The sequence below is a fragment of the Comamonas sp. JNW genome, assembly GCF_003105075.1.
GTDB lineage: Bacteria > Pseudomonadota > Gammaproteobacteria > Burkholderiales > Burkholderiaceae_C > Comamonas > Comamonas squillarum.
In genome coordinates this window covers 90,105-113,789 of sequence record NZ_QETI01000014.1, presented here as the reverse complement: position 1 = coordinate 113,789, position 23,685 = coordinate 90,105, and the positions used below count along the sequence as shown (strand labels likewise).

Below are 23,685 nucleotides of genomic sequence, written 5' to 3'. Positions count from 1 at the left end.
CACCCGAAGGTGCCTTTGTCAGTCTTGCAGCAGCGCTGCGGGCGGTCATTCTTCTTCGACGAAGGCCTCTTCGCGCTTCTTGCTCACCGCTGGCAAGCAGACCACCACCAGCAAGATCGCAGCAGCAATCAGCAGACCGGCAGAGATGGGGCGGGTGACGAACACCGACCAGTCACCGCGCGAGAGCAGCAGCGCACGGCGCAGGTTTTCTTCCATCATCGGGCCCAGGATAAAGCCCAGCAGCAAGGGAGCCGGCTCGGTACCGAGCTTGTGGAACACATAGCCGACGAAACCGAAGATACCCACCATCCACACGTCCCAGCTGTTGTTGTTGGTGCCGTACACACCGACAGCGCAGAACAGCACGATCGAGGGGAACAACCAGCGGTAAGGCACGGTCAGCAGCTTGATCCAGACGCCGATCAGCGGCAGGTTCAGAACGATCAGCATCAGGTTACCGATCCACATCGAGGCAATCAGGCCCCAGAACAGTTCTGGGTTGCTGGTCATCACCTGGGGACCAGGCTGGATGTTATGGATGGTCATCGCACCCACCATCAGCGCCATCACGGCGTTGGGTGGAATACCCAGGGTCAGCAGTGGAATGAACGAGGTCTGCGAGCCGGCGTTGTTGGCCGATTCTGGAGCGCACACGCCACGGATATTGCCTTGGCCGAAAGGAACTTCACCAGGACGCAGCTTGGTCTTCTTCTCGATCGTGTAGGCTGCAAAAGCCGACAGCATCGCGCCGCCACCGGGCAAGATACCCAGGGCCGAGCCCAGCGCCGTACCGCGCAGCATCGCGGGGAACATCAGCTTGAAGTCTTCCTTGGTGGGCATGAGGCCAGTCACCTTGGCAGCAAACACTTCGCGCTCATCGTCAGGCTTGGACAGGTTGGCAATGATTTCACCGTAGCCGAACACACCCATGGCGATCACGACGAAGTCGATGCCATCGGTCAGCTCAGGAATGTCAAAGGAGTAACGGGCCACGCCGGAGTTCACGTCGGTACCCACCAGGCCCAGCAGCAGACCCAGCACAATCATGCCCACGGCCTTGAGCAGCGAGCCCGAAGCCAGCACCACGGCGCCAATCAGGCCCAGGGTCATCAGCGAGAAGTACTCGGCAGGGCCGAACATGAAGGCCACTTCGGTCAGTGGAGGCGCGAAGGCAGCCAGAATCACGGTGCCCACGCAGCCGGCGAAGAACGAGCCAATGCCCGCTGCCGCCAGTGCCGGACCGGCGCGTCCCTTGCGGGCCATCTGGTAGCCATCAATCACGGTCACGACGGACGATGACTCTCCCGGGAGATTCACCAAGATCGCCGTTGTGGAGCCGCCGTACTGGGCGCCGTAGTAAATACCGGCCAGCATGATCAGCGCTGCCACGGGAGGCAGTGCGTAGGTGGCAGGCAGCAGCATCGCGATGGTGGCCACCGGGCCGATACCAGGCAACACGCCAATCAGGGTACCCAACAGACAGCCGACAAAGCAGTAAATCAGGTTTTGAAAGGTAAAGGCAACACCGAAACCGGTGGCCAGGTTGTCAAACAATTCCATGGTCCTGGCCCCTTTTAACCGGTAATAAAGCTAGGCCACACGGGGAACTGAAGGTTCAGTGCCCACACGAAAGCGACGTAACTGCCAATGGCCAGGATGGTGGCCAGAATGAAGACCGACTTGGCACGGAACTCGGAACCAGCCATGCTGGCGATGAAGACCAGTGCGTAGATGGCGACGATCAGGCCCATCGCGGGGATGCCGATGCTGGGCACGCCTACCAGCAAGATGCCGAAGGCAAAGTTGGCCAGCAAGATGAAGAACACTTGTCGCCATGCCCATTTGCCGATCGGGTCTCCGCCAGCGGGGCCGGCAGTGAGGCCCTTGAAGGCCACGGCCGCACCGATCAGCGTCAGCAGGACGCCGAGAATCAACGGGAAGTACCCCGGACCCATGCGAGCACCTGTACCAATCGAGTAGTTCTGGGCGCCGACGGCGAACCCAATACCCACTGCCATGTACATGATGCCCGCCCAGAAGTCTTTCTGGCTTTTGAGCTTCATTACCTTTGTCTCCAAACAATTTTAGGGATGCAGCGCATTGTCAACGCTGACGGCCAGCTGACGCATGTGGATTCCACTTACGATTCCACACAGGAAAACCCCTAGGGTGACACCAGTGCGTACAGCGCCGAAACCCAAGCTGGGCGCGGGTTTTCGCAGTATGAAGAGCTGCCCAAGCGCGTGCAGTGACAAGGGTAAGTCCCTGCCGGCGCAACGCCACCATGTCCGCTGGTGGTGGTCGATGCAGCCGGTTTTTTAGCGGTCGCCCATCTCGATGGGGGGGGTGTTGGCCATCACCTCTTCGATGGTGGTCAGGCCCTCGGACACGCGCAGGGCGCCGGCCAGGCGCAGCGGGTGCATGCCGTCCTTCACCGCCTGGCGGCGCAGTACCGACATCGACGGCGAGGCATGCACCTGGTCCTTGAGCGCTTCAGAGACCGTGAGCAGCTCGTACAGGCCCATGCGGCCGCGAAAGCCGGTGTCGCGGCACTCTTCGCAGCCCACCGGCTTGTAGGGCCGGTAGTCGCGCTTGATTTTCCAGGGCTGGATGGCGGCGGTCAGTGCGTCGGTCGATGCTGCTTCGTCAGGCTGCTTGCACTGCGGGCACAGCGTGCGCACCAGGCGCTGGGCCAGCACGCCCAGCAAGGTGGCATTGATCAGGTAGGGCGGCACGCCCAGCTCCATCAAGCGGCTGATGGCGCTGGGGGCATCGTTGGTGTGCAGGGTCGAGAACACCAGGTGGCCGGTCAGCGCAGACTGCACCGCCATTTCAGCGGTTTCCAGATCGCGGATTTCGCCGACCATGATGATGTCCGGGTCCTGGCGCATCAGCGCGCGCAGGCCTTCGACAAAGCTGAAATCGAGCGCTGGCTGCACCTGGGTCTGGTTGAATGCCGGCTCGATCATTTCGATCGGGTCCTCCACGGTCGAGACATTGACCTCTTCGGTGGCCAGGCGCTTCAACGTGGAATACAAGGTGGTGGTCTTGCCCGAGCCGGTCGGGCCGGTGACCAAAATGATGCCGTGGGGGCGCTCAACCAGCTGCTCCCAGCGCTGCGCATCATGGGCGGTAAAGCCCAGGGCCGACAGGTCCTTGACGGTGTTTTCCGGGTCAAAGATCCGCATCACCATCTTCTCGCCAAAGGCGGTGGGCAAGGTGGACAGACGCATTTCCACCTCGTCGCCCAAGGTGTTGCGGGTCTTGATGCGGCCATCCTGCGGGCGGCGCTTTTCCACCACGTCGATGCGGCCGAGCAGCTTGACGCGCGAGACGATGGCGTTGTGCACGCCCAGCGGCATCTGGTAGACCTTGTGCAGCACCCCGTCAATGCGAAAACGGATCACCGACTGGTCGCGGCGCGGCTCCAGGTGGATATCGCTGGCGCGCTGCGCAAACGCGAACTGCCACAGCCAGTCCACCAGGCGGATGATGCCCTGGTCATTGGCATCGAACTGCTGGTTGGTGTTGCTGAGATCGACCAGCTGCTCGAAGTTGCCCAGTGAGCTCAGCGAGCCGCCCAGCTTGCTGGCGGCCTTGACCGATTTGGCCAGCGCAAAGAATTCGCTGCGGTAGCGGTCGATGTCCTTGGGGTTGGCCAGCACCCGGCGCACCTTGCGCCGCGCCTGGCGCTCCACCTCACTGACCCACTCGTCAATCCAGGGCTCCTTGACCGCAATCACCACCTCGTGGGCGGTGACCTGCACTGGCAGGATGCCGTGGCGCTGCGCATAGGGCGCGCCCATGGTTTCAGCCACCTTGGCGGCATCGACCTTGAGCGGATCGATCTTGTAATAAGGCAGGCCGCAGTGCTTGGCGACAAACTCGGTGAGCAGTTCTACATCGAGCGCCTTGCCGTCCTGCTGGCGCGGCACCACCACGCTGGCCAGGCGCACGATCGGGTGCTGGCTGCTGGCCGCGTGGCTGCAGCGGTTGATGGTGGCCTGGGCCAGCTCGGAGCTGATCCAGCCATCGGCCTGCAGCCAGTTGATGATCTGGGTCAGCTCGAGCCCGCGCTGCATCAGCGCAGGCAGGCCGCTGCGCGCTGGTGGCGCCGAGGCCGGGCCCGACCCGTTGGGTGTGGACGGCACCGAGGCCGGCCCCGTGGATTGGGACGGCGCAGGGCCCTCGTCCACCTTGCCAGGCACAAAGACCGCCGAGCGCCGGATCGGCGCCGCAGCACCGGACGAACCACTGCCCCCCGCACCACTGGACGAGCGGCTTTTGACGGCGGTATCGCCGGGCAAGGCATCGCCCCGGCTCTTGTGGTGTTTGCTTGGCTGGTCAGGCGCTGCCATGGTTTATTCCCTCGGTATTTTTTGTCTTCTGGCTTTATACCTGAATGACCGAGACTCGCTGCGTAAAGTCAGGCGGCGACCGGCTGCACAGGTTTAAAAACCTTTAACCACTTGAGCGCCGGCAAGCCCGTCTGCTGCTGCACCTGGTCGGCGCGCTGGCTGAGCAGCTCGCGGCTGGGGCGGCTGGCCGTGCGCTGGGCCAGCACCACGGTGTTGCCCTCCTTGGTCGCCGCAAAGCGCCAGGCCGCGTCGGGGCCAAAGGCCTCCTGGATATGGGCGAGGCTGCGGGCAAAGCTGTTGGTGCGGCCAAACAGGTTGACGGTCATGCAGCCGTCCTCGGTCAGCAGGTTGCGGCAGTGCAGGTAGAAGTCGGGGCTGTCGAGCACGGGCGCTGCGGCCTCGTGGTCATACAGATCGACCTGCAGCGCATCAACAGTCTGCAGGTACTGGGGCTTCTGGATTTCCACGCCCGCATCGCCCAGCACAACCTGGAGCTTGTCGCTGTCGGGCGGCAGTTTGAACCACTGGCGGCAGACGGTGATCACTTGGGGATTGAGCTCAATGGCGGTGGTGCTGGCCATGCCCAGCTTTTGCGCGCAGAACTTGGTCGCAGCCGCAGCCCCCAGACCCAGCTGCATCGCACGGCGCTCGGGCACTGTGGGCCAGTCCACCAGCAGCAGCCAGGCCATCATGCGCTGCACATATTCCAGGTCGATATCAAAAGGCTTCTTGATGCGCATCGAGCCCTGCACCCAAGGGGTGCCCAGGTGCAGGTAGCGGGCTCCGTCAAAGTCGGAGATCGTGACCTCGGGCAGCGGCTGGGCCGCCTGCGGAGATTTTCTTTTCGTCGTCATGGGGTGGGATTATCAGCCGTTGTCCTGCCCGGCTCAGTGCATAACCCTGGCCCGCCAGCCTGGGAGCGGATCGGGACAAGGCAGCATGCGCTCCTTGAAAGCCATTCATAGTTATTTCGAAATAAACGATTGCCATAGATAGGCAATGTCGCTTGCAGACCACGGTGAGGCACTTGGCAGGCGATGCATCGCTTTAGACTGCGGCATTGTTTTTTCTGGCTCGCTGATGTCCAACGCTCTCAAACAACGCTTTCTGTCCTCCGTCATCATGTCCATGCTGCTCTCGGGCCTGATGACCGCCTGGGTCACCTGGTTGAATCTGGGCTTTGTCGGGGATTTTCTCTCGCGCTGGCTGCATGCCTACCTGCTGTCCTGGCCAGCGGCATTCACGATCGTGGTGCTGCTGGCGCCTGCAGTGCAGCGCCTGTCATGGCGCATGGTCGGCGGCAGCCCCGTCTCTCCAAGCCCTGCGCGCGCAAGCGTTGCTGCTGCAAGCGCTCAGGCCAGCAGTCCACAGTGATGCATCACCTCGCGCCAGCCGGCCAGTTTGCGCTCAAAGCTCCATGAGGCGTTGGCCGGGCTGCTGGAGGGCAGCCGGTAGCTGGGCAGGCCCAGCACGGCCTGCACCCGGGGCGCATGGCGAAAGCTCTCGCCGCCGTTGTGGGCGGCAGCCACCAGCTGCGGGCACTTCTGCTGGAGCGCCACAAAGTCATTGAGCTGGGCATGGCGGATGCTGGTGTCCAGACTGCCTTCGCGCTCGCAGGCGGCATAGACATCCCACAGGCCCAGGCCCCGCGCCAGCAGCCAGGCGCAGCGCTGGGCATAGGCGGCGGGCTGCGGGTGCGCGGGCCACAGCGCCGCCAGCAGCGGCCACATCTGGTTGCGCGGATGGGCGTAGTACTGCTGCAGCTGCAAGGACTGCACACCGGGGAAGCTGCCCAGAATCACGACCTTGGTGCCCGGCCCCACAACCGGGGCCAGCCCACACAGCAGCGCATCAGCCATGCGGCGATCCCCCATCGGCGCCGGGCAGCAAAGGCTGCAGCCTTGGCAGCACCCTTGCGGCATTGGCGCTGGTGGCCAGCTGCCAGTCCGTCGCTGTCAGGGCCTCATCGGCATGGACTTCGGCCCGCAGCGCCCGCATCACCTGCGCAATGCGCGGAATCTCGGCCGGCTGGTTGCGGCTCTGGGCCTGGCCGGCGGCACGCTGCTCGGCGGTGGTATAGAGCCAGTGCGGCGGAATATCGGGTGCATCGGTCTCGACAACGATGGCCTCCATAGGCAGCTGCTGCAGCAGGCGGCGCAGGTGCAGCGCGCGCTCATAGGTGACGGCGCCGCCAAAGCCCAGCGCAAAGCCGCGCTCGATAAATTGCTGCGCCTGCTGCAGGCTGCCGTTGAAGGCATGCGCAATGCCGCCCTGCACCGGCCAGCGGCGCAGCGCCCGCAGCAGCTGGTCCGACGAACGGCGCACATGCAAGATCACGGGCAAGTCAAAGCGGCGCGCCAGCTGCAGCTGCTGCTCGTAAAACCAGGTCTGGCGCTCGGCATCGAGCCCAGGCACAAAAAAATCCAGGCCGATCTCGCCAATCGCGACCAGGCGCGGGTCAGCCTGGCAGTCTTCGAGCATGGTGGCCAAGGCGTCAATGTCGGCTTCGGCCGCGCGGCCAGTGTAGAGCGGGTGGATGCCCAGCGCATAGCTGTCGCCCCAGCGCTGGGCCAGCTCGCGCACGGTGGCCCAGTTGCTGCGCTCCACCGCCGGGATCACGCAATGCGCCACCCCGGCCACTTGCGCAGCGGCGCGCAGTGCATCGCGGTCGGCATCGAACTCGGGCGCATCCCAGTGGCAGTGGGTGTCAATCCAGAAAGGCATGCGGCCTCAGCAGCGCTCTCAGGCTTCAAAACGCCCGTTGACCATGCGCACCGCACGGTCGCAGCGCTGGGCCAGCTCGCCATCATGGGTGACCATGACAAAGGCCGTGCCGCGCTCGCGCGCCAGCTGCAGCATCAGCGCAAACACGGTGTCGGCGGTGGCGCGGTCCAGGTTGCCGGTGGGCTCATCGGCCAGCACGCAGGCGGGCTGCGTGACCAGCGCGCGCGCAATGGCCACCCGCTGGCGCTCGCCGCCCGAGAGCTCGGCGGGGCGGTGCAGCACGCGGTCCTTGAGGCCCACCGAGGCCAGCACGTCGCGCGCGCGCTCGGCGCATTCGGCATAGGGCAGGCGGCGGATGCGCAGCGGCATCGCGACGTTGTCCAGCGCGCTGAACTCGGGCAGCAGATGGTGGAACTGGTAGATAAAGCCCAGGTGCTGGTTGCGCAGCTCGCCCTGGCGGCTGGCGCTGAGCGTATCGAGCCGCTGGCCGTGCAGGCTGACCGTGCCGCTGCTGGGCGCATCCAGCCCGCCGAGCAAGTGCAGCAGGGTCGATTTGCCCGAGCCCGAGGCGCCGACAATGGCCAGGGTTTCGCCGGCGCGCACCTGCAGATCGATGCCATGGAGCACCTGCACATCGAGCAGGCCTTCGGTAAAGCGCTTGGTCAGGCCCGAGGCCTCCAGGACGATGGACGAATCATTCATAACGCAGCGCCTCGGCGGGGTTCACGCGGCTGGCGCGCCAGCTGGGATACAGGGTGGCCACAAAGGCCAGGATCAGGGAAATGACGGTAATCGGCACGATATCGCTGCGCTGGGGCTCGCTGGGCATCTGGCTGATGAGGTAAATGTCCTTGGGCAGGAAGCTGGTGTGCAGTGCGCGCTCGATGGCGGGCACGATCACATCGATATTGCAGGCCACCAAGAGGCCCAGGCCCAGGCCGGCCAGGGTGCCGATGACACCAACGAGCGCGCCCTGCACGACAAACACGCCCATGATGCTGCGCGGGCTCGCGCCCAGGGTGCGCAGGATCGCGATATCGGCGCGCTTGTCGGTGACCGTCATCACCAAGGTGGTCACCAGGTTGAACGCGGCCACGGCAACGATCAGCGTCAGGATGATGAACATCATGCGTTTTTCAACCTGAACGGCGGCAAACCAGGTCTTGTTCTGCTGCGTCCAGTCGCGGATCAGCAGGTTGCCGCTCAGGCTATGGGCCAGCTGCTGGGTCACCTCGGGGGCCTGGTGCAGGTCCTTGAGCTTGAGGCGCACGCCGGTCGGGCCTTCGAGGCGGAACAGGCGCTCGGCATCCTCATGGTGCATCAGCACCAGGGTGGAGTCGTACTCGTAGTGGCCGGAATTGAAGGTGCCCACCACCTGCATCTGCTTGAGGCGCGGCACGGTGCCCGCTGGTGTGACCTGGCCGCTGGGCACGATCAAGGTGACCTGGTCGCCCTGGCCCACGCCCAGAATGCGCGCCAGCTCCGAGCCCAGCACGACATGGAAGCTGCCCGGTGTGAGCGCCTGCAAACTGCTTTGGTCGATGCCGGTGGTCATGTCGGTGACCTCGGGCTCGAGCGCCGGGTCAATGCCGCGCAGCAAGGCGCCGCGCATGTCCTCGCCGCGTGCGACCAGCGCCTGGGCCGAGACAAAGGGCGCCGCGCCAATCACGTTCGGGTTGGCCTTGGCCTCGGCAATGGTGCGGGCCGGATCGGGCAAGGCGTCGCCCCCGGGCGTGAAGATCTCGATATGCGAGACCACGCTGAGCATGCGGTCGCGCACCTCTTTTTGAAAACCGTTCATCACCGACAGCACAATGATCAAGGCCGCCACCCCCAGCGCAATGCCCAGCATGGACACGCCCGAGATGAACGAAATAAACCCGTTGCGCCGGGTTGCACGGCCCGCACGGGTGTAGCGCCAACCCAGCGCCAATTCATAGGGAATCTGCATAAATCGTTCTAAAAATATATTTGGTGCATCCGCTCGGCAAATACAGCACCTTAATCCACTGCACCGCAAACCGCATTGTGGCATCGCCGACAATAGACCCATGTCGGAAAACCAGCATTTGATCATCTCCTACGCAGCCACGGACGAGCCGGGCTGCCAGCAAGCCTTGCAGGCGCTCCCCCTGCCGAACCTGCAACGCCTGCTCAAGCGGTGGTCTGTCAGCGCCAGCGACAACGGCGCGCTGGAAGATTTTGCCCCGCCCCATGAACGTGTGCTGGCCAAGGCTTTGGGCCTGCCGCCCAAGGCCACACCCTGGGCTGCGCTGCAGCAACTGCAAAACGGCCAGGCGCCGGGCGATGCCGCCTGGGCCTTTCTCTCGCCCTGCCACTGGCAGATCTCGCCCGACCAGGTGCGCATGAGCGACCTTTCTGCCGCGCAGATGAGCGAGGACGAATCGCGCAGCCTGCTGGCCATCATGGCGCCCTGGTTCAGCGAAGACGGCATTGCGCTGGTCTACGACCGGCCCGACCGCTGGCTGGCGCGTGGCCCCGTGTTTGCGCAGCTCGATACTGCGGCGCTCGACCGCATTGCGCTGCGCGATGTGCGGCCCTGGCTGCCCGACAAGGCCCAAGCGGCGGTACTCCAGCGCCTGCAGACCGAGATGCAGATGCTGCTCTACACCCATGCCTTCAGCGACGCACGCGAGGCCAGTGGCCGCGCGCCCATCAATTCGTTCTGGGTGCATGGCGCTGGCGCCCTGCCCGCCGGCTACCAACTGCCCGCCCAGACGCCGGTGCTGAACACCACGCTGCGCGACAGCGCCCTGGTGGGGGATTGGCGCAGCTGGCAGCAGCAGTGGCAGCAGCTGGATGCGACACTGGCCTCCACCGCGTGGAGCCAGATCAGCCTGTGCGGCGAGAAAAATGCCATCACGCTGGCGCCCCCGGCCCCCGGCTGGCTACCCCAAATCAAGCAATGGCTGGCTCCGACCAAGCCCATGGCGCTTCTAAGTTCTTTATGAAAATTCTGGCCCGAGATATTCCCCCGCGCACCGTCTGGGCGCTGGAGCAGGCAGGCGTGCACCCGCTGCTCGCCCGCCTGTTTGCCGCGCGCGGTGTGCAGGCCGCTGCTGAGCTGGACGATGGCCTGGCGCAGCTGCTGCCGCCCGCTGGCCTGCTGGGCACGCGCGAGGCGGCGCTGCTGCTGGCCGATGCGATTGGCCGCCAGCAGCGCATCTGCGTCGTGGCCGATTACGACTGCGACGGCGCCACCGCCTGCGCCGTGGCCCTGCGCGGCCTGCGCATGTTGGGCGCCCAGCAGGTCAGCTACCTGGTGCCCGACCGCGTGGTCGATGGCTATGGCCTGACGGCAGCGATTGCCGAGCGCGTGCACCAGCAAGGCGCGCAGGTGCTGGTGACCGTGGACAACGGCATTGCCAGCGTGGACGGCGTGGCGCGTGCCAAGGCGCTGGGCATGACGGTGATCGTCACCGACCACCACCTGCCGGCAGCCACCCTGCCGGCGGCCGATGCCATCGTCAATCCCAACCAGCCCGGCTGCAGCTTTGCCAGCAAGGCCATGGCCGGTGTCGGCGTGATGTTCTATGTGCTGATGGCCTTGCGCGCCGAGTTGCGCGATCGCGGTGCCTTTGCCGACATGGCCCAGCCGCGCCTGGACAGCCTGCTGCCGCTGGTGGCGCTGGGCACCGTCGCTGATGTGGTCAAGCTCGATGCCAACAACCGCCGCCTGGTGGCCCAGGGCCTGCGCCGCATCCGCGCCGGCCATATGCCCCCGGGCCTGGGCGCACTCTTCTCGGCCGCCAGCCGGCGCGCGGCCACCGCCAGCACCTTTGACTTTGGTTTTGCGCTGGGCCCGCGCATCAATGCCGCCGGGCGCCTGGCCGACATGACCATCGGTATTGAATGCCTGCTGACCGACGACACCTTGCTGGCCGACACCTTGGCGCGCCAGCTCGACGCCATCAACCGCGAGCGCCGCGATATCGAGACGGGCATGCGCGAGCACGCGATGCTGCTGGCAGAGGCCTTGTTTGAAGAAGGCACCGAGCCGCCACCGGCTGTGAGCGTGTTTGACCCGGACTTCCACGAAGGCGTGGTGGGCATCGTTGCCTCGCGCATCAAGGACAAGCTGCACCGCCCAAGCTTTGTGTTTGCCGCCAGCAGCGCACCGGGCCATGAGCATGAGCTCAAGGGCTCGGGCCGCTCGATCCCCGGCTTCCATCTGCGCGATGCGCTGGACCTGGTGGCCAAGCGCCACCCAGGCGTGCTGATCAAGTTCGGCGGCCATGCGATGGCGGCGGGCTGCACGATTGCGCTGGACGATTTCGAGGTGTTTGAGCAGGCCCTCGCCCAGGTTGCGCAGGAATGGCTCGATGAGCGCACGCTCACCCGCCAGCTGGAGACCGATGGCCCGCTGCCGGTGCAGTTTCGCCATGCCGAGACCGTGGACACGCTCAACAGCCAGGTCTGGGGCCAGGGCTTTGCGCCGCCCACCTTCAGCGAAGAGCTGGAGATCGTCAGCCAGCGCCTGGTGGGGGAAAAACATTTGTCGCTGAAGCTGCGCCACCATGGCGAGATGGTGGACGGCATCTGGTTTGGCCATACCGAGCCACTGCCGGCCAAGGTGCTGCTGGCCTACCGGCTGGACATCAATGAATGGCAGGGCCAGCGCAAGCTGCAGTTCCTGGTCGAAGGCGCGCAGCTGCCCAGCTGAGCGGGGCCGGGGATTTGAGGGGCCGCAAGACTTTACTAAAAGTTAAGGAAATAGCGCGAATGCGGAAGACCTGGGTCACCGTAATTTTCTAAAATACGCGCCGCAGTCGCCCGTGCACAAGATCCGTGTTGCACTGGCATTCTGACCATGGGGTGCACGGCGGGACGGGCTGGCCTTCCAGTCCGGCACGGGCCCGGGCGCCAGTACTCGGCCACCCCATGGGTTTGATTGTTAATTTAATATCAGTCATAGGCTAGATACTTTCTAGATGGCTGTGAAGCACCAAGACATTCCATGAGCAATATTTCCGTGGCCGTGCTGGGCGCCGGCATGGTGGGCGTTGCCAGCGCATTGGCGCTGCAGAAAAAGGGTTTTCGCGTCACCTTGCTGGACCGGCTGGCCCCTGGCGAAGAGACCTCGTACGGTAACGCCGGGGTGATCGCGCGCAGCTCGCTGATGCCCTTCAACAACCCCAGCCTCTGGGGCAACCTGCCGGTGCTGCTGAAAAACCAGAGCGCCGGCTTTCGCTACCAGGCCCGCTTTCTGCTGCAGAACCTGGGCTGGGCCGCGCGCTTTGTCGCCCAGGCCCGCACCCAGGTGTTTGAGGAAACCACCACCGCGCTCGACAGCCTCATCCGCCTGTCGATGAACGAGCATGCCCAGCTGCTGCGCGCCAGCGGCGCGGCCCACCGCATGCGCGACAACGGCTGGATGTTTCTCTACCGCCAGTCCAGTGCCTTTGCCGGCGGCGCGCTGGCGCGCGAGCGCATGGCGCACTTCGGCGTGGCCACCGAGGTGCTCGAGCGCGACCACATCCGCCAGCTGGAGCCGGCCCTGAACCCGATTTTTGAGCGCGCGCTGTGGATCAAGGACAGCTGGTCGGTCGACAGCCCTGGCGACGTCGTCAAGGCCTATGCCGAGCTGTTCCGCAAGCAGGGCGGCCAGTATGCGCAGGCGCGCATCAAGACCGTCGAGCCGCTGGCCGGCAGCCGCTGGCGCATCCGCGCCGATGGTGCGCACGATGGCCTGGAGGCCGACCGCGTGGTGGTCGCGCTGGGCCCCTGGAGCCGACAGTTCATGGCGACCCTGGGCGTGAAGGTGCCGATGGCCTATGAGCGCGGCTACCACATGCACTTTGCGCCGCCCGCGTCCTGCAATATCTCGCGCCCGGTCTATGACACCGCCGGCGCCTATGTGCTCAGCCCGATGGAGCAAGGCCTGCGCCTGACCAGTGGCGTGGAGCTGACCGATATCGACGCCCCCGCCAACCCGGTGCAGCTGGGCCTGGCCGAAGCCGCTGCCCGCGAGGCGATCGACATGGGCCAGGCGCTGGAGCCCGCGCCCTGGATGGGCAGCCGCCCCACCCTGCCCGACAGCCGCCCCATCATTGGCGCGATGCCGGGCCAGCGCAACCTCTGGCTGGCCTTTGGCCACCAGCACATCGGCTTTAGCACCGGGCCGGGCACGGGCGCGATTTTGGCGGCGCTGATGCGCGGCGACGATGCACCGGTCGATGTGCGCCCGTTCCGCGCCGAGCGTTTTCTCAAGGGCTAAAGAACTTCTGCAATTACGCCCGGGCCGCATGGCCGGGCGCTTCAGGCCTGGCCAGAATCAGGCGGGCAGCGCCGCCCAGCGCTGCGCCAGCAGGCTCACCACATCATGCACTGGCAGCCCGGTGGCGCGCGCCACGGCATCGCGGTAGACAGGCATATTCGTGCACTCCAGCACGATCGATCCCAGCTGCGGATGGGCCTGGCACAGTGCAACGGCAGCGGCCACCACATCGCGCTCGGCCTGGGCGATGTCCATCTCCAATTCATTGCCGAGAATGCGCCTGGCAAATTCCCCCTCCGGCGCCACGCCTTGCACGGGGGTGCCTTCGGGCACGCCTGCAGCAGCCAGAATGCGCGGCGTGAGGCTGGCAGCGGCAATCGTGACCACACCGGGCCGGGGCAGCTGCGCGCACTGCAGCAGGCTGGAGCTGACCACGGGCACATCGACGCTGCTGGCCAGCAGCTCCTGGTAGGCGGCCAGAAAGCCGCAGCTGGTGGTGATCAGCGCCGCGCCTTGCGCCTGCATTGCGCGGGCCGCATCGACAAAGGGCTGCACAAAGCGGGGATCGGCCTCGCGCACGATCTTGGCGGGCGAGGCGCCTTGCACCTTGTGCATCTGCACGGGGATGCCCAGCGCTGCCCAGGTCTGCAGGTTGCCGATGTCCCCGGGCGGGCGCGGGAACTGGGTGTCGAGCATCAGGATGCCGAGGAAAGGCACAGAGGCAGTGGCGGGCAACATGGGCAGGTTCAGTCGAGCAGGGGCAGCGCCGGCAGTGCGCCACGGCGGTCGATCTTGCGGCTCAGCACCACCGAGGTGTAGGTCTGGCGAATGCCTTCGATCAGGCCGATGCGGTCGAGCAAGGCATCGAGCTTTTCGTTGGAGTCGCAGCGCAAAAAGATCATGTAGTCATGCTGGCCGGAGACGGCCGAGACCTCTTCGACCTCGGGGATGCTCTCGAGCACCTGCATGACCGCCTGGGCGGTCTTGGGCATCACGCTGATGCCGCAGTAGGCGCGCACGGCCGACTGCTCGAGCTTGGAGCCCAGGCGCACGCCGTAGCCGGCAATGACGCCTTCTTTTTCGAGGCGCGCAATGCGGGCAACCACCGTCGTGCGCGCCAGGTTGAGCTTGCGCGCCAGCTTGGCCGTGGACTCGCGGGCGTCAGCCTGCAACAGTGCCAGCAGCTTGCGGTCAATATCGTCGAGTCGAAAATCCATGGTTCTCCTCCCTGCTGGTTAGGCGGTGTGGCCGATGATGCGGCCCAGAAAGCTGCGCGTGGCCTCGTGCTGCGGGTTGTCGATCACCTGCGCGGGCGGGCCCTCCTCAACCACCACACCATCGCGCATGAAGACGACCTTGTCGGCCACCTCGCGGGCAAAGGCGATCTCGTGGGTCACCAGGATCATGGTCATGCCGTCGCGCGCCAGCGACTGGATGACCTGGAGCACCTCGCCGACCAGCTCGGGGTCGAGCGCGGAGGTGGCCTCGTCAAACAGCATCACGCTGGGCTGCATGGCCAGCGCGCGGGCAATGGCCACGCGCTGCTTTTGGCCGCCCGAGAGCTGGTCGGGCATCATCTGCGCGCGCTCGGCCAGACCCACCTTTTGCAGCAGGGCCGTAGCGCGGGCCTGGGCTTCGGGCTTGCTGATGCGCAGCACCGTGAGCGGGCCTTCCATGACGTTTTGCAGCACCGTCATGTGCGGGAACAGGTTGAAATGCTGGAACACCATGCCGGTGCGTGCACGAAAGCCCGCCAGCACCTTGTCCTTGGGCAGCTGGGTCTGCTTGCCGCTGAAGGCCAGCGACTGCGCATCGACGCGGATGTCGCCGCCATCGGGCACGGTCAGCAGGTTGATGCAGCGCAGCAAGGTGGACTTGCCCGAGCCCGACGGCCCGATAAGCGCCACCACCTGGCCCCGGTTCACATCCAGGCAGATGTCCTTGAGAACATCGAGCTTGCCAAAGGATTTCTTGAGGCCACGAATACAAATGAGCGGTTGGTCTTGCATCTCAGGCCTCCTTGCCGGCCGATGTGCCGTGCTCCAGGCGCTTGGCCCACAAGGTCACAGGGAAAAGAATCACGAAATAGGTGATGGCGATGAAGGTGTAGACCTCCAGCGGGCGGTAGGTGTCATGCGCGATCACCTGGCCCTGGTAGAGCAGATCGGGCACGGCCAGCACCATCAGCAGCGAGGTGTTCTTGAGCTGCAGGATCGACTGGTTGACCAGCGGCGGAATCATCTTGCGGAAAGCCTGGGGCAGGATCACGCGGCGCATCACCTGGCCGCGCGTCATGCCAATGGCCTGGCCCGCTTCGGTCTGGCCGATATCGGTGGAGATGATGCCGCCGCGGATGATTTCGGAATAGAAGGCGCCGCCGTACAGCGACAGGCACAGCGCAGCGGCCACGGGCGCGCTCATCTCGATGCCGGTGAGCACGGGCAGCGCGTAGTAGAACCACACCAGCTGCACCAGCACCGGCGTGCAGCGGAAGACCTCGACAAAGGCGCGCAGCGGCGCCGTGACGATCTTGTTGCTCGACAGGCGCCCCAGGCCAGCAACCAGCCCGACCGCAAGGCCCCCCAGGATACAGATCACCGTGAACAGCAAGGTGTAGCCCACGCCGCCGACCAGCAGCATGCGGTACTTCCACAGGAAACTAAAGTCCCACTCGTACATAAATCAATCTACCTTTAACGCATACACCCCGGAGGCAGCACGCGGCTGCAACCGGGGTGTTTCACATGGGCACCACGCCCATGTGGACCAACCATCAGAACTTGACTTCCTTGGGGAAGGAATCGGCCTTGACGCCAGCGAGCTTTTCCATGTTCTTGAGCACCACGGACTGGATCTCGCCCTTGGAGCGGGCTTCATCCAGCCAGGCATTGACGGCGTTCTCGAAGTCCTTGTTCGGCTCCTTGCGCAGGCCCACGTTGGTGTTGGCCGTCTCGACCGGCGTTGGCACATAGACTGTGCCCACATCGGGGCGCTTGGCCACCAGTGGCTGCGACAGCAGCACCACCAGCACCTGGCAGTCGGAGCGGCCGGTTTGCACCGACATCGTCGCCGCGCCCGAGCTCTCCAGACGCGAAATATTGGCCTTGGGCAGCGCGCGGGTGGCGAACTGGTCCTGGTTGGAGCCGATATCCACCACCACCTTGGCATCGGGGTTGTTCAGCTGCTCCCAGGTCTGCACCGGGGCATGGCCCTTTTTGCAGACGGCCGTGAAGGTGTTGTTGAGCAAGGGCTTGGAGAAGTTGACCACTTCCATGCGCTGGGGGGTCGGGGCCATCGCGAACATCAGGTCGATCTTGTTGGCCTGCAGGTCCAGCACGGCATTGCCCCAGGTGGTCTCGACGAACTTGACGTTCACGCCGAGCTTCTTGGCCAGGCTCTCGCCAAAGTCAGGGCCAAAGCCTTCCCACTTCTGCGTCACCAGGTCCTTGCTGAAGTAGGGGATCGCACCCGCAACGGTGCCCACGCGCAGCTCTTTGGTGCGCTTGACGCGGTCCATCGTGGACTCACCGCTTTGCGCCAGGGCCGCGCCAGCCACCGATACACCTGCGACCACCAAGGCGGCTGCACCCATCCACTTTTTGACAGAAAACATCTACGTATCCTCTAGACGCAGCGAAAACGGGCTGCGCGACCGTGAAAAACCGACAGTGTATTCCTGTTAAAAACCCTAGTAAAAAACACAAAACGTCGAGATGCATTGTTATTTTCGTCAAATCGGCGAAACAATGACAATTTAAGGGTTAATACTGACATTTCAGAGACAGCAGACGCCGGAAAACCGCGCATTCCCCAGGATGCTGCGCCGGGTCTGACACGCTGGGCGCGGCTCGCGGCCTACAATGGTTCGCTATTCCCCTAGCCAAATTCATGCCAGACATGCTGAACGCCGATCTGCACTGCCACTCCACGTTTTCCGACGGCACCCTGAGCCCGGAAGCGCTGGCGCAGCGTGCGCGCGAGCGCGGTGTGCAGCTGTGGGCGCTCACCGACCATGACGAGGTCAGCGGCCTGGACCGGGCGAGCGCCGCTGCCGCCCAGCAGCAGCTGGCATTTTTGAGCGGCGTGGAGATCTCGGTCAGCTTTGGCGAAACCACGGTGCACATCGTAGGGCTGGGCTTTGACTGGCAGCACCCCGGCTTGCGCGCCGGGCTGGCCCGCACACGCGGTGGCCGCGAACAACGCGCCCGCGACATGGCCGCTGGCCTGGAAAAAGTGGGTATCGGTGGCGCATATGAGGGCGCGCTGCGCTATGTGGGCAACCCCGATCTGATCTCGCGCACGCACTTTGCGCGCTTTTTGGTGGATACGCGGGTCTGCCGCGATCCGGCCGAGGTGTTTCGCCACTACCTGGTCGAAGGCAAACCCGGCTTTGTGCCCCACCGCTGGGCCCGGCTGCAGGATGCGGTGCAGTGGATCGTGCAAGCGGGCGGTATGGCCGTCATTGCCCACCCGGCGCGCTACCACTTGAATGGCGGCGAAGAGCATGCGCTGTTCTCGTCCTTCAAGGACTATGGCGGCCAAGGCGTGGAAGTGGTCACCGGCAGCCACTTTCCGCATGAATACACCACCTACGCGGACATGGCCAAGAGCTTTGGCTTTTATGCCTCGCGTGGCTGCGATTTTCACAGCCCGGGGGAATCGGGTACCGATTTTGGTGCCCTGCCCCCGCTGCCCAGCGGGGTGCAACCCGTCTGGCAGGCGCTGGAGGGGCGCATTGTGCACCCCCGCCCACCGCCGCAGGGCCTTGCCCATTGATCCAGGCGCCCTGCAGCCGCACGGCAGCCTCACGATAACAAAAGCAACAGCAACACCATGGCCCAATATTTCGAGGTTCACCCAGACAATCCCCAGCCGCGCCTGCTCAAGCAGGCCGCCGCCATGCTCAAGGACGGCGGCATCCTGGCCGTGCCCACCGATTCGAGCTACGCCTTTGTTTGCGCGCTGGACAACAAGCAGGTGGTCGACCGCCTGCGCCGCATTCGTCAGATCGACGACAAGCGCATGCTGACCTTGCTGTGCTGCGATCTGTCACAACTGTCGAGCTATGCGATGGTGGACAACCACCAGTTCCGCATGCTCAAGCTGGGCACGCCCGGGCCCTTCACCTTTATTCTCGATGCCACCAAGGAAGTGCCCCGCCGCATCAGCCACCCTTCGCGCAAGACCATCGGCCTGCGCGTGCCCGACAACAAGGGCTTGCTGATGCTGCTGGAGCTGCATGGCGAGCCGCTGCTGTCCACCACCCTCATCCCGCCGGGCGAGACCGAGCCGCTCAACGACCCCGAGGAGATCCGCGAGCGCTTTGAATCGCAGATCGAGCTGGTCGTCAACGCCGGCCCCTGCCCGCTCGAGCCCACGACGATTGTCGACCTGACGCCGATGGGCACCAGTGGCGCGCCGGTGGTGGTGCGCGAGGGCCGCGGCCCGCTGGCGCAGCTGGGCCTGTAGCCCCATACTGGCTGGTGGCAGCAGCGCCGCACCAGGGCTGCCTGCCCGGGTCGCGCAATCGTTTGCCACGGCCATTGCCATGGCCTGGCAGCGGCCACTGGCAAATCTGATAGGCTCGCCTCTGCCTGGTGCGCTGCGGCGTGCCCTCCTCCCCTTTGACCACTGCCCATTCCGTGAACGCTGACCTGATACAAACCGTTCTGATCTACGCCCTGCCTGTGCTGTTTTCCATCACTGTGCACGAGGCAGCGCATGGCTATGCTGCGCGCCATTTTGGTGACAACACCGCCGCCATGCTGGGCCGCCTCACGCTCAACCCGCTCAAGCACATCGACCCTATTGGCACCATCCTGATGCCGCTGATGCTGTATTTCATGACCTCGGGCGCGTTTGTGTTTGGCTATGCCAAGCCCGTGCCCGTGGCCTTCGGCAACCTGCGCAACCCCAAGCGCGACATGATCTGGGTGGCACTGGCCGGCCCGGCCACCAATTTTGTGCAGGCCCTTCTGTGGGCGCTGGTCTACGGCATCTTGGTCGCCTCCGGCGTCGATGAGCGCTTTTTCCTCAAGATGGCGCAGGCGGGGGTGCTGGTCAACCTCGTGATGTGGGCCTTCAACCTGTTTCCGCTGCCCCCGCTCGATGGCGGCCGGGTACTGGTGGGCCTGCTGCCCTACAAGCAGGCGGTGGCCGTCTCCAAGATCGAGCCCTATGGCTTTTTCATCGTCATGGGTCTGGTGATTGCCGGCGTCGTCAGCACCTTCTGGATGCGCCCCCTGATGAGCCTGGGCTACGCTGTGGTCAGCGTGGTGCTGATGCCCTTTAGCTGATCGCCCGGCCCCACTGCCGTGCAGCACCGCAAAGCATATTGATGGATAGTTATGACTAAGACACGTTATCTCACTGGTATCACCCCTTCGGGAACGCCCCACCTGGGCAACTACGCTGGCATGATGCGCCCGGCCATCGCTGCCAGCCGCGCAGGCGATGTGGAGAACTTCTACTTTCTGGCCGACTACCACGCGCTGATCAAGTGCCAGGATCCCGAGCGCGTCAACCGCTCGACGCTGGAGATTGCCGCCAGCTGGCTGGCCGCAGGCCTGAACCCCGAGCACGTCACCTTCTACCGCCAGTCGGACATCCCCGAGATTCCCGAGCTGACCTGGTTTCTGACCTGCGTTACCGGCAAGGGCGTGCTCAACCGGGCTCACGCCTACAAGGCCGCGCAGGACAAGAATGCCGAAACCGGCAAGGACGGCGATGACGGCGTGACTGCGGGCCTGTTCATGTACCCGGTGCTGATGGGCGCTGACATCCTGGCCTTCAACGCCAACAAGGTGCCGGTGGGCCGCGACCAGATCCAGCACATCGAGATGGCGCGCGACATGGCATCGAGCTTCAACCACCTGTATGGCGAGCATTTCGTGCTGCCCGAGGCGGCGGTGGACGACAACGTGGCGACCTTGGCCGGCCTTGACGGCCGCAAGATGAGCAAGAGCTACGACAACACGATCCCGCTGTTCTCCACCCAGGCCCAGCTCAAGAAGCTGATCGGCAGCATCGTCACCGACTCGCGTGCACCGGGCGAGCCCAAGGACGTGGAAGGCTCGGCGCTGTTCCAGATCTACCAGGCCTTTGCCAGCGCAGAGGAAACCGCAGCCCTGCGCCAGGCCTATGCCGATGGCATTGGCTGGGGCGAGGCCAAGACCCTGCTGTTCGAATGCATTGACCGGGAGCTCGCCCCGTTGCGTGAACGCTACAACTACCTGATGGCCCATCCCCAGGAAGTGGAAGCTATTTTGCAAAGCGGCGCACAAAAGGCGCGTGCATATTCGGGCCCTTTACTACACAAGTTACGTGCGGCTGTTGGCCTGCGGCCACTGACGCCAGCCAGCACGGCCGCTACGCCCAAGGCTGCGGCCAAGCAAGGCGGCGCTGCTTTCAAGCAGTACCGCGACAAGGACGGCAAGTTCTATTTCAAACTGGTGCGCGCCGATGGCGGGCTGCTGCTGCAAAGCCAGGGCTTTGATGCCCCCCGGGATGCGGGCGCCATGATTGCCCATTTGCAGGCTGCGCCGCAGAATCTACAAGACGCCATGGACAACCTGCAATTGGGCGACGGCTTTTCGCTGTCGGATGTGCAGTTGGCGTTGAAAGAGATAGCCGAGAGTTAAGAGACTGCCTATACTGCATTTGCAACCAATTGTTGAAGCTGTCACCGTCGTGGCAATTTCCCCGTTTAACGCAGTGTGGAGCCGGTGATTCAATTTGCTTTTATTATTGAGCTATCAAATAAAAGCAAGCTATTGAGCTTAGTGGGAGTGAGCTGTTATGAGAATTGTGGCACTGGATGATGATCTGGTGGTGTTGGATATGCTCTCCAAAACCATGGAGGCGGAGGGCCACGCCTGTACAACCCATTCCTCTGGCGCCTCTCTGATCAAGGACATGCGCCGCGAGACCTATGACCTGCTGATCCTGGACTGGCAGCTGCCAGACACCACGGGTCCGCAGGTGGTGCGCTGGATACGAGAGAACGTCAACCAGGAGTTGCCGGTGCTCTTCATCACCAGCCGCCATGGTGAGGCCGACATTGTTGAGGGGTTGGAGTCTGGCGCGGACGATTTCATGATCAAGCCGCTGCGGGTGGCCGAGTTGGTGGCGCGCGTGCGCGCGTTGCTGCGCCGCGCCTACCCGGCTGCCACCAAGGGCGTATTGGAGTTTGGCCGCTACAAGTTCCTCTCCGATTCGCGGGCCCTGGAGGTCGATGGCAAGCTGGTCGAGCTGAAGAACCGCGAGTACGACCTTGCGCTGTTCCTGTTTCAGAACATGGGCCGCCTGCTGTCGCGCGACCATTTGCGCGAAATCATCTGGGGCCAGAACTCCGATGTCATCTCGCGCTCGCTCGATACCCATGTATCGCGGCTGCGCACGCTGCTCGATCTGCGACCGGAGAACGGTTTCATCATCACGGCAGTCTATGGCGTCGGCTACCGGTTTGAGGCCGTCAAACCGCTGTCCGAGACGCAGCCTGAATAAATTTCTGCTGTTGCATGCAGCGCGGTTTACGGCCAACACGCCACACGTGTTGGCCGTATTTACTCTGCCGCATGCAGCGGCCCTGCCAGGCACCATGGCCTGGCTGTAAGGAGAGCCATTTTGTATCTTTCTCGTCTGCCGTTTTCTGCTGCCGTTTTGCTGGCCTTTGGCGTGGCCGCCCCTGGTCTCGCGCTGGCGGCATCGGCAGACCAGTTGCCCGACATCCGCCACACGGTGATCAGCGGTGACACGCTCGAGGCCGTGGCCAAGCGCTACCTGAAGGACCCGCAGCAGTGGCGCGCCGTGGGCACGCTCAATGGCGTCAAGGACCCTTTGCGCCTGCCCATTGGCTCGGTGATCGTCATCCCCGCGCACATGGTGGGCTACCAGGAGGTGACGATCAGCCACGTCAAGGGCGTGGCGCGCGTGCGCTCGCCGCTGGCCGGTGGCGACTGGCAAAGTGCAGCTTCGGGCACCATCTTGACCGAGGGCGACGAGCTGCAGGTGCCGGCTGGCAGCTTTGTGACCTTGCGCTTTGCCGATGGCAGCTCGGTGCGCATCAACGAAAACTCCGAACTCAAACTGAGCGAATTGCGCAAGAACAGCCGCACCGAGGAGCAGCAGTCGGTGCTGGACCTGAGCCGCGGCGGGCTGGAGTCGCATGTCACGCCGGTGATGGACCAGCGCCGCAAACGCAAGTTCGAGATCAAGACCCCGATGGCCACCACCAGCGTGCGCGGCACCGTGTTCTCCGTCAGCATTTCCGACTCCGGCAAGGCCATCACCGCTGTCGACAAAGGGGTGGTCGAGGTCCAGGGCCGCCAGGCGGCGCAGCAGGCGCGCGTACAGGCTGGCCAAGGGGTGGCCGTGGCCCGCAGCGGCCAGGTCGGGCCCACGGTGGCACTGCTGCCAGCGCCCAGCCTGCAGGCCAATCCGCCAGTGTTTGAGGACGCTAATTTTCTGACTTTGCAGGTGGGCGAGGTGCCACAGGCCCAGAAATACGGTGTGATTCTGGCCCTGGATCCAGAGCTCGCGCGCGTGGTGCTTCAGCAAAGCCATTCCAGCCCCACGTTCAAGTTCGACGCCATTGCCGATGGCACCTACTACATGAGCGCCCGGGCCATCGATGGCCAGGACATCCCGGGCACACCGGCAGTCCAGACCATCAAGGTCAAGGCTACACCGGTGCCTCCGCTCTACGCCAACCCGGCCCCCGGCGGCCTCATTGGCCTGGCGGACGGCGAGCTGCTGTGCACCGAAGGCGGCCCGGGCATTGTGGGCTACCGCATCCAGGTCGCTGCCAGCCAGGACTTCAGCACCCCGCTACAAGACAGCGGCGTCGTCGATAACTGCCAGGCCAGTGCGTCCGGCTTGGGCGTGGGTTCCTATTTCTGGCGCGTGGCCAGTGTGCGCAGGCTCGCCGATGGCAGCCTGGACCAGGGCCCGTTTGCACAGCCCCAGGCTTTCAAGACCGGCAGCAACCCGCCGACCCTGGGCGCCGACGCCTTAAGCCCTGCCGAGTCCAACAACCCCAACCAGCTGCAGTTGTCCTGGCCTGCTGAAGCCGGTCAGCGCTTCAACCTGCAGCTGGCCTCTGATGACAGCTTCACCGATGCCCGCACCTTCGCGCTCGATACCCCGCAATGGGCATCGGACAGCCTGCCCCCGGGTGACTACTATGTGCGCATCCAGGTGCTGGACCCGTCCGGCCTCAAGAGCCGCTACTCGGCCCCGCGCAAGCTGCCCGTCGAGCCGGCGATTCTGACCGGTGCTGGTGGCGTGCTCAAAACCGGTGACGGCAAATCGGTGCTCAGCCCGAGGTAACGGGCACGGCGGCCCCTGCCCATGCGCATGACCGCG

At 64.5% G+C, this 23,685-nt stretch carries 23 protein-coding genes; 10 read left to right on the top strand and 13 right to left on the bottom strand.

Annotated features, from left to right (window positions below; all coding sequences use genetic code 11):
* Positions 1-45: 45 nt before the first annotated feature.
* From DCO45_RS18510 to DCO45_RS18495, 4 genes are all read right to left on the bottom strand, one after another.
* A complete protein-coding gene (locus DCO45_RS18510) occupies positions 46-1,560 on the bottom strand; it encodes a tripartite tricarboxylate transporter permease (protein WP_116927198.1) in 1,515 nt (504 codons plus the stop codon).
* A 14-nt stretch (positions 1,561-1,574) separates the two neighbouring features.
* The gene (locus DCO45_RS18505; RefSeq protein WP_116927197.1) at positions 1,575-2,063 is read right to left on the bottom strand and encodes a tripartite tricarboxylate transporter TctB family protein; all 489 of its coding nucleotides are present in this window, start codon (positions 2,061-2,063) and stop codon (positions 1,575-1,577) included.
* 255 nt (positions 2,064-2,318) lie between these two features.
* The gene (locus tag DCO45_RS18500; RefSeq protein WP_116927227.1) at positions 2,319-4,082 is read right to left on the bottom strand and encodes a GspE/PulE family protein; all 1,764 of its coding nucleotides are present in this window, start codon (positions 4,080-4,082) and stop codon (positions 2,319-2,321) included.
* A 344-nt stretch (positions 4,083-4,426) separates the two neighbouring features.
* A complete protein-coding gene (locus DCO45_RS18495; RefSeq protein ID WP_116927196.1) occupies positions 4,427-5,212 on the bottom strand; it encodes a spermidine synthase in 786 nt (261 codons plus the stop codon).
* A 226-nt stretch (positions 5,213-5,438) separates the two neighbouring features.
* On the opposite strand from DCO45_RS18495, the gene DCO45_RS18490 reads away from it, so the two are divergent.
* A complete protein-coding gene (locus DCO45_RS18490) occupies positions 5,439-5,732 on the top strand; it encodes a DUF2798 domain-containing protein (RefSeq protein WP_116927195.1) in 294 nt (97 codons plus the stop codon).
* Here DCO45_RS18490 and DCO45_RS18485 read toward each other — a convergent pair.
* Genes DCO45_RS18485 through DCO45_RS18470 form a run of 4 tightly spaced genes read right to left on the bottom strand, consistent with a single transcriptional unit; the run spans position 5,711 to position 9,033 of the window.
* Positions 5,711-6,217 (bottom strand): DNA-deoxyinosine glycosylase, encoded by a 507-nt coding sequence (locus DCO45_RS18485; protein ID WP_243419417.1) that lies wholly within the window; start codon positions 6,215-6,217, stop codon positions 5,711-5,713. The two genes, DCO45_RS18490 and DCO45_RS18485, sit on opposite strands and share 22 nt — an antisense overlap.
* A complete protein-coding gene (locus DCO45_RS18480) occupies positions 6,210-7,082 on the bottom strand; it encodes a TatD family hydrolase (RefSeq protein ID WP_116927193.1) in 873 nt (290 codons plus the stop codon). Before DCO45_RS18480 ends, DCO45_RS18485 begins: the two co-directional genes overlap by 8 nt.
* Positions 7,083-7,100: 18 nt before the next feature.
* On the bottom strand, positions 7,101-7,784 hold the full coding sequence (gene lolD, locus DCO45_RS18475; protein ID WP_116927192.1) for a lipoprotein-releasing ABC transporter ATP-binding protein LolD: 684 nt from the start codon (positions 7,782-7,784) through the stop codon (positions 7,101-7,103).
* Positions 7,777-9,033 (bottom strand): lipoprotein-releasing ABC transporter permease subunit, encoded by a 1,257-nt coding sequence (locus DCO45_RS18470; protein ID WP_116927191.1) that lies wholly within the window; start codon positions 9,031-9,033, stop codon positions 7,777-7,779. Before DCO45_RS18470 ends, lolD begins: the two co-directional genes overlap by 8 nt.
* Before the next feature lie 100 nt (positions 9,034-9,133).
* Here DCO45_RS18470 and DCO45_RS18465 point away from each other — a divergent pair, with 100 nt between their 5' ends.
* From DCO45_RS18465 to DCO45_RS18455, 3 genes are all read left to right on the top strand, one after another.
* On the top strand, positions 9,134-10,054 hold the full coding sequence (locus tag DCO45_RS18465; protein WP_116927190.1) for a phosphoglycerate mutase: 921 nt from the start codon (positions 9,134-9,136) through the stop codon (positions 10,052-10,054).
* Positions 10,051-11,766, top strand: a complete 1,716-nt coding sequence (gene recJ, locus DCO45_RS18460; RefSeq protein ID WP_116927189.1) for a single-stranded-DNA-specific exonuclease RecJ — start codon at positions 10,051-10,053, stop codon at positions 11,764-11,766. The genes DCO45_RS18465 and recJ overlap by 4 nt, the downstream gene beginning before the upstream one ends.
* A gap of 294 nt (positions 11,767-12,060) precedes the next feature.
* Positions 12,061-13,320 (top strand): FAD-dependent oxidoreductase, encoded by a 1,260-nt coding sequence (locus tag DCO45_RS18455; RefSeq protein WP_116927188.1) that lies wholly within the window; start codon positions 12,061-12,063, stop codon positions 13,318-13,320.
* Positions 13,321-13,377: 57 nt separating this feature from the next.
* Here the strand turns inward: DCO45_RS18455 and DCO45_RS18450 are convergent, their stop codons facing one another.
* From DCO45_RS18450 to DCO45_RS18430, 5 genes are all read right to left on the bottom strand, one after another.
* Complete coding sequence (locus DCO45_RS18450) at positions 13,378-14,058, bottom strand: aspartate/glutamate racemase family protein (RefSeq protein WP_116927187.1); 681 nt, start codon at positions 14,056-14,058, stop codon at positions 13,378-13,380.
* Between the two features lie 8 nt (positions 14,059-14,066).
* Positions 14,067-14,537 carry an Lrp/AsnC family transcriptional regulator gene (locus DCO45_RS18445; RefSeq protein ID WP_021026316.1) on the bottom strand — a complete coding sequence of 157 codons (471 nt, stop codon included), beginning with the start codon at positions 14,535-14,537 and terminating at the stop codon, positions 14,067-14,069.
* 18 nt (positions 14,538-14,555) lie between these two features.
* Positions 14,556-15,329 (bottom strand): amino acid ABC transporter ATP-binding protein, encoded by a 774-nt coding sequence (locus tag DCO45_RS18440; RefSeq protein WP_116927186.1) that lies wholly within the window; start codon positions 15,327-15,329, stop codon positions 14,556-14,558.
* Between the two features lies 1 nt (position 15,330).
* On the bottom strand, positions 15,331-15,999 hold the full coding sequence (locus DCO45_RS18435) for an amino acid ABC transporter permease (protein WP_116927185.1): 669 nt from the start codon (positions 15,997-15,999) through the stop codon (positions 15,331-15,333).
* A gap of 94 nt (positions 16,000-16,093) precedes the next feature.
* Positions 16,094-16,933, bottom strand: a complete 840-nt coding sequence (locus DCO45_RS18430) for a transporter substrate-binding domain-containing protein (RefSeq protein ID WP_243419416.1) — start codon at positions 16,931-16,933, stop codon at positions 16,094-16,096.
* A gap of 275 nt (positions 16,934-17,208) precedes the next feature.
* On the opposite strand from DCO45_RS18430, the gene DCO45_RS18425 reads away from it, so the two are divergent.
* From DCO45_RS18425 to DCO45_RS18400, 6 genes are all read left to right on the top strand, one after another.
* The gene (locus DCO45_RS18425) at positions 17,209-18,096 is read left to right on the top strand and encodes a 3',5'-nucleoside bisphosphate phosphatase (protein WP_116927184.1); all 888 of its coding nucleotides are present in this window, start codon (positions 17,209-17,211) and stop codon (positions 18,094-18,096) included.
* 57 nt (positions 18,097-18,153) lie between these two features.
* Positions 18,154-18,789 carry an L-threonylcarbamoyladenylate synthase gene (locus DCO45_RS18420; RefSeq protein ID WP_116927183.1) on the top strand — a complete coding sequence of 212 codons (636 nt, stop codon included), beginning with the start codon at positions 18,154-18,156 and terminating at the stop codon, positions 18,787-18,789.
* A 173-nt stretch (positions 18,790-18,962) separates the two neighbouring features.
* Complete coding sequence (locus tag DCO45_RS18415; RefSeq protein WP_043339503.1) at positions 18,963-19,616, top strand: site-2 protease family protein; 654 nt, start codon at positions 18,963-18,965, stop codon at positions 19,614-19,616.
* 51 nt (positions 19,617-19,667) lie between these two features.
* Positions 19,668-20,960 carry a tryptophan--tRNA ligase gene (locus DCO45_RS18410; RefSeq protein WP_116927182.1) on the top strand — a complete coding sequence of 431 codons (1,293 nt, stop codon included), beginning with the start codon at positions 19,668-19,670 and terminating at the stop codon, positions 20,958-20,960.
* 157 nt (positions 20,961-21,117) lie between these two features.
* Positions 21,118-21,825 carry a response regulator transcription factor gene (locus DCO45_RS18405; protein ID WP_116927181.1) on the top strand — a complete coding sequence of 236 codons (708 nt, stop codon included), beginning with the start codon at positions 21,118-21,120 and terminating at the stop codon, positions 21,823-21,825.
* 120 nt (positions 21,826-21,945) lie between these two features.
* Complete coding sequence (locus DCO45_RS18400) at positions 21,946-23,649, top strand: FecR domain-containing protein (RefSeq protein ID WP_116927180.1); 1,704 nt, start codon at positions 21,946-21,948, stop codon at positions 23,647-23,649.
* Positions 23,650-23,685 lie beyond the last annotated feature (36 nt).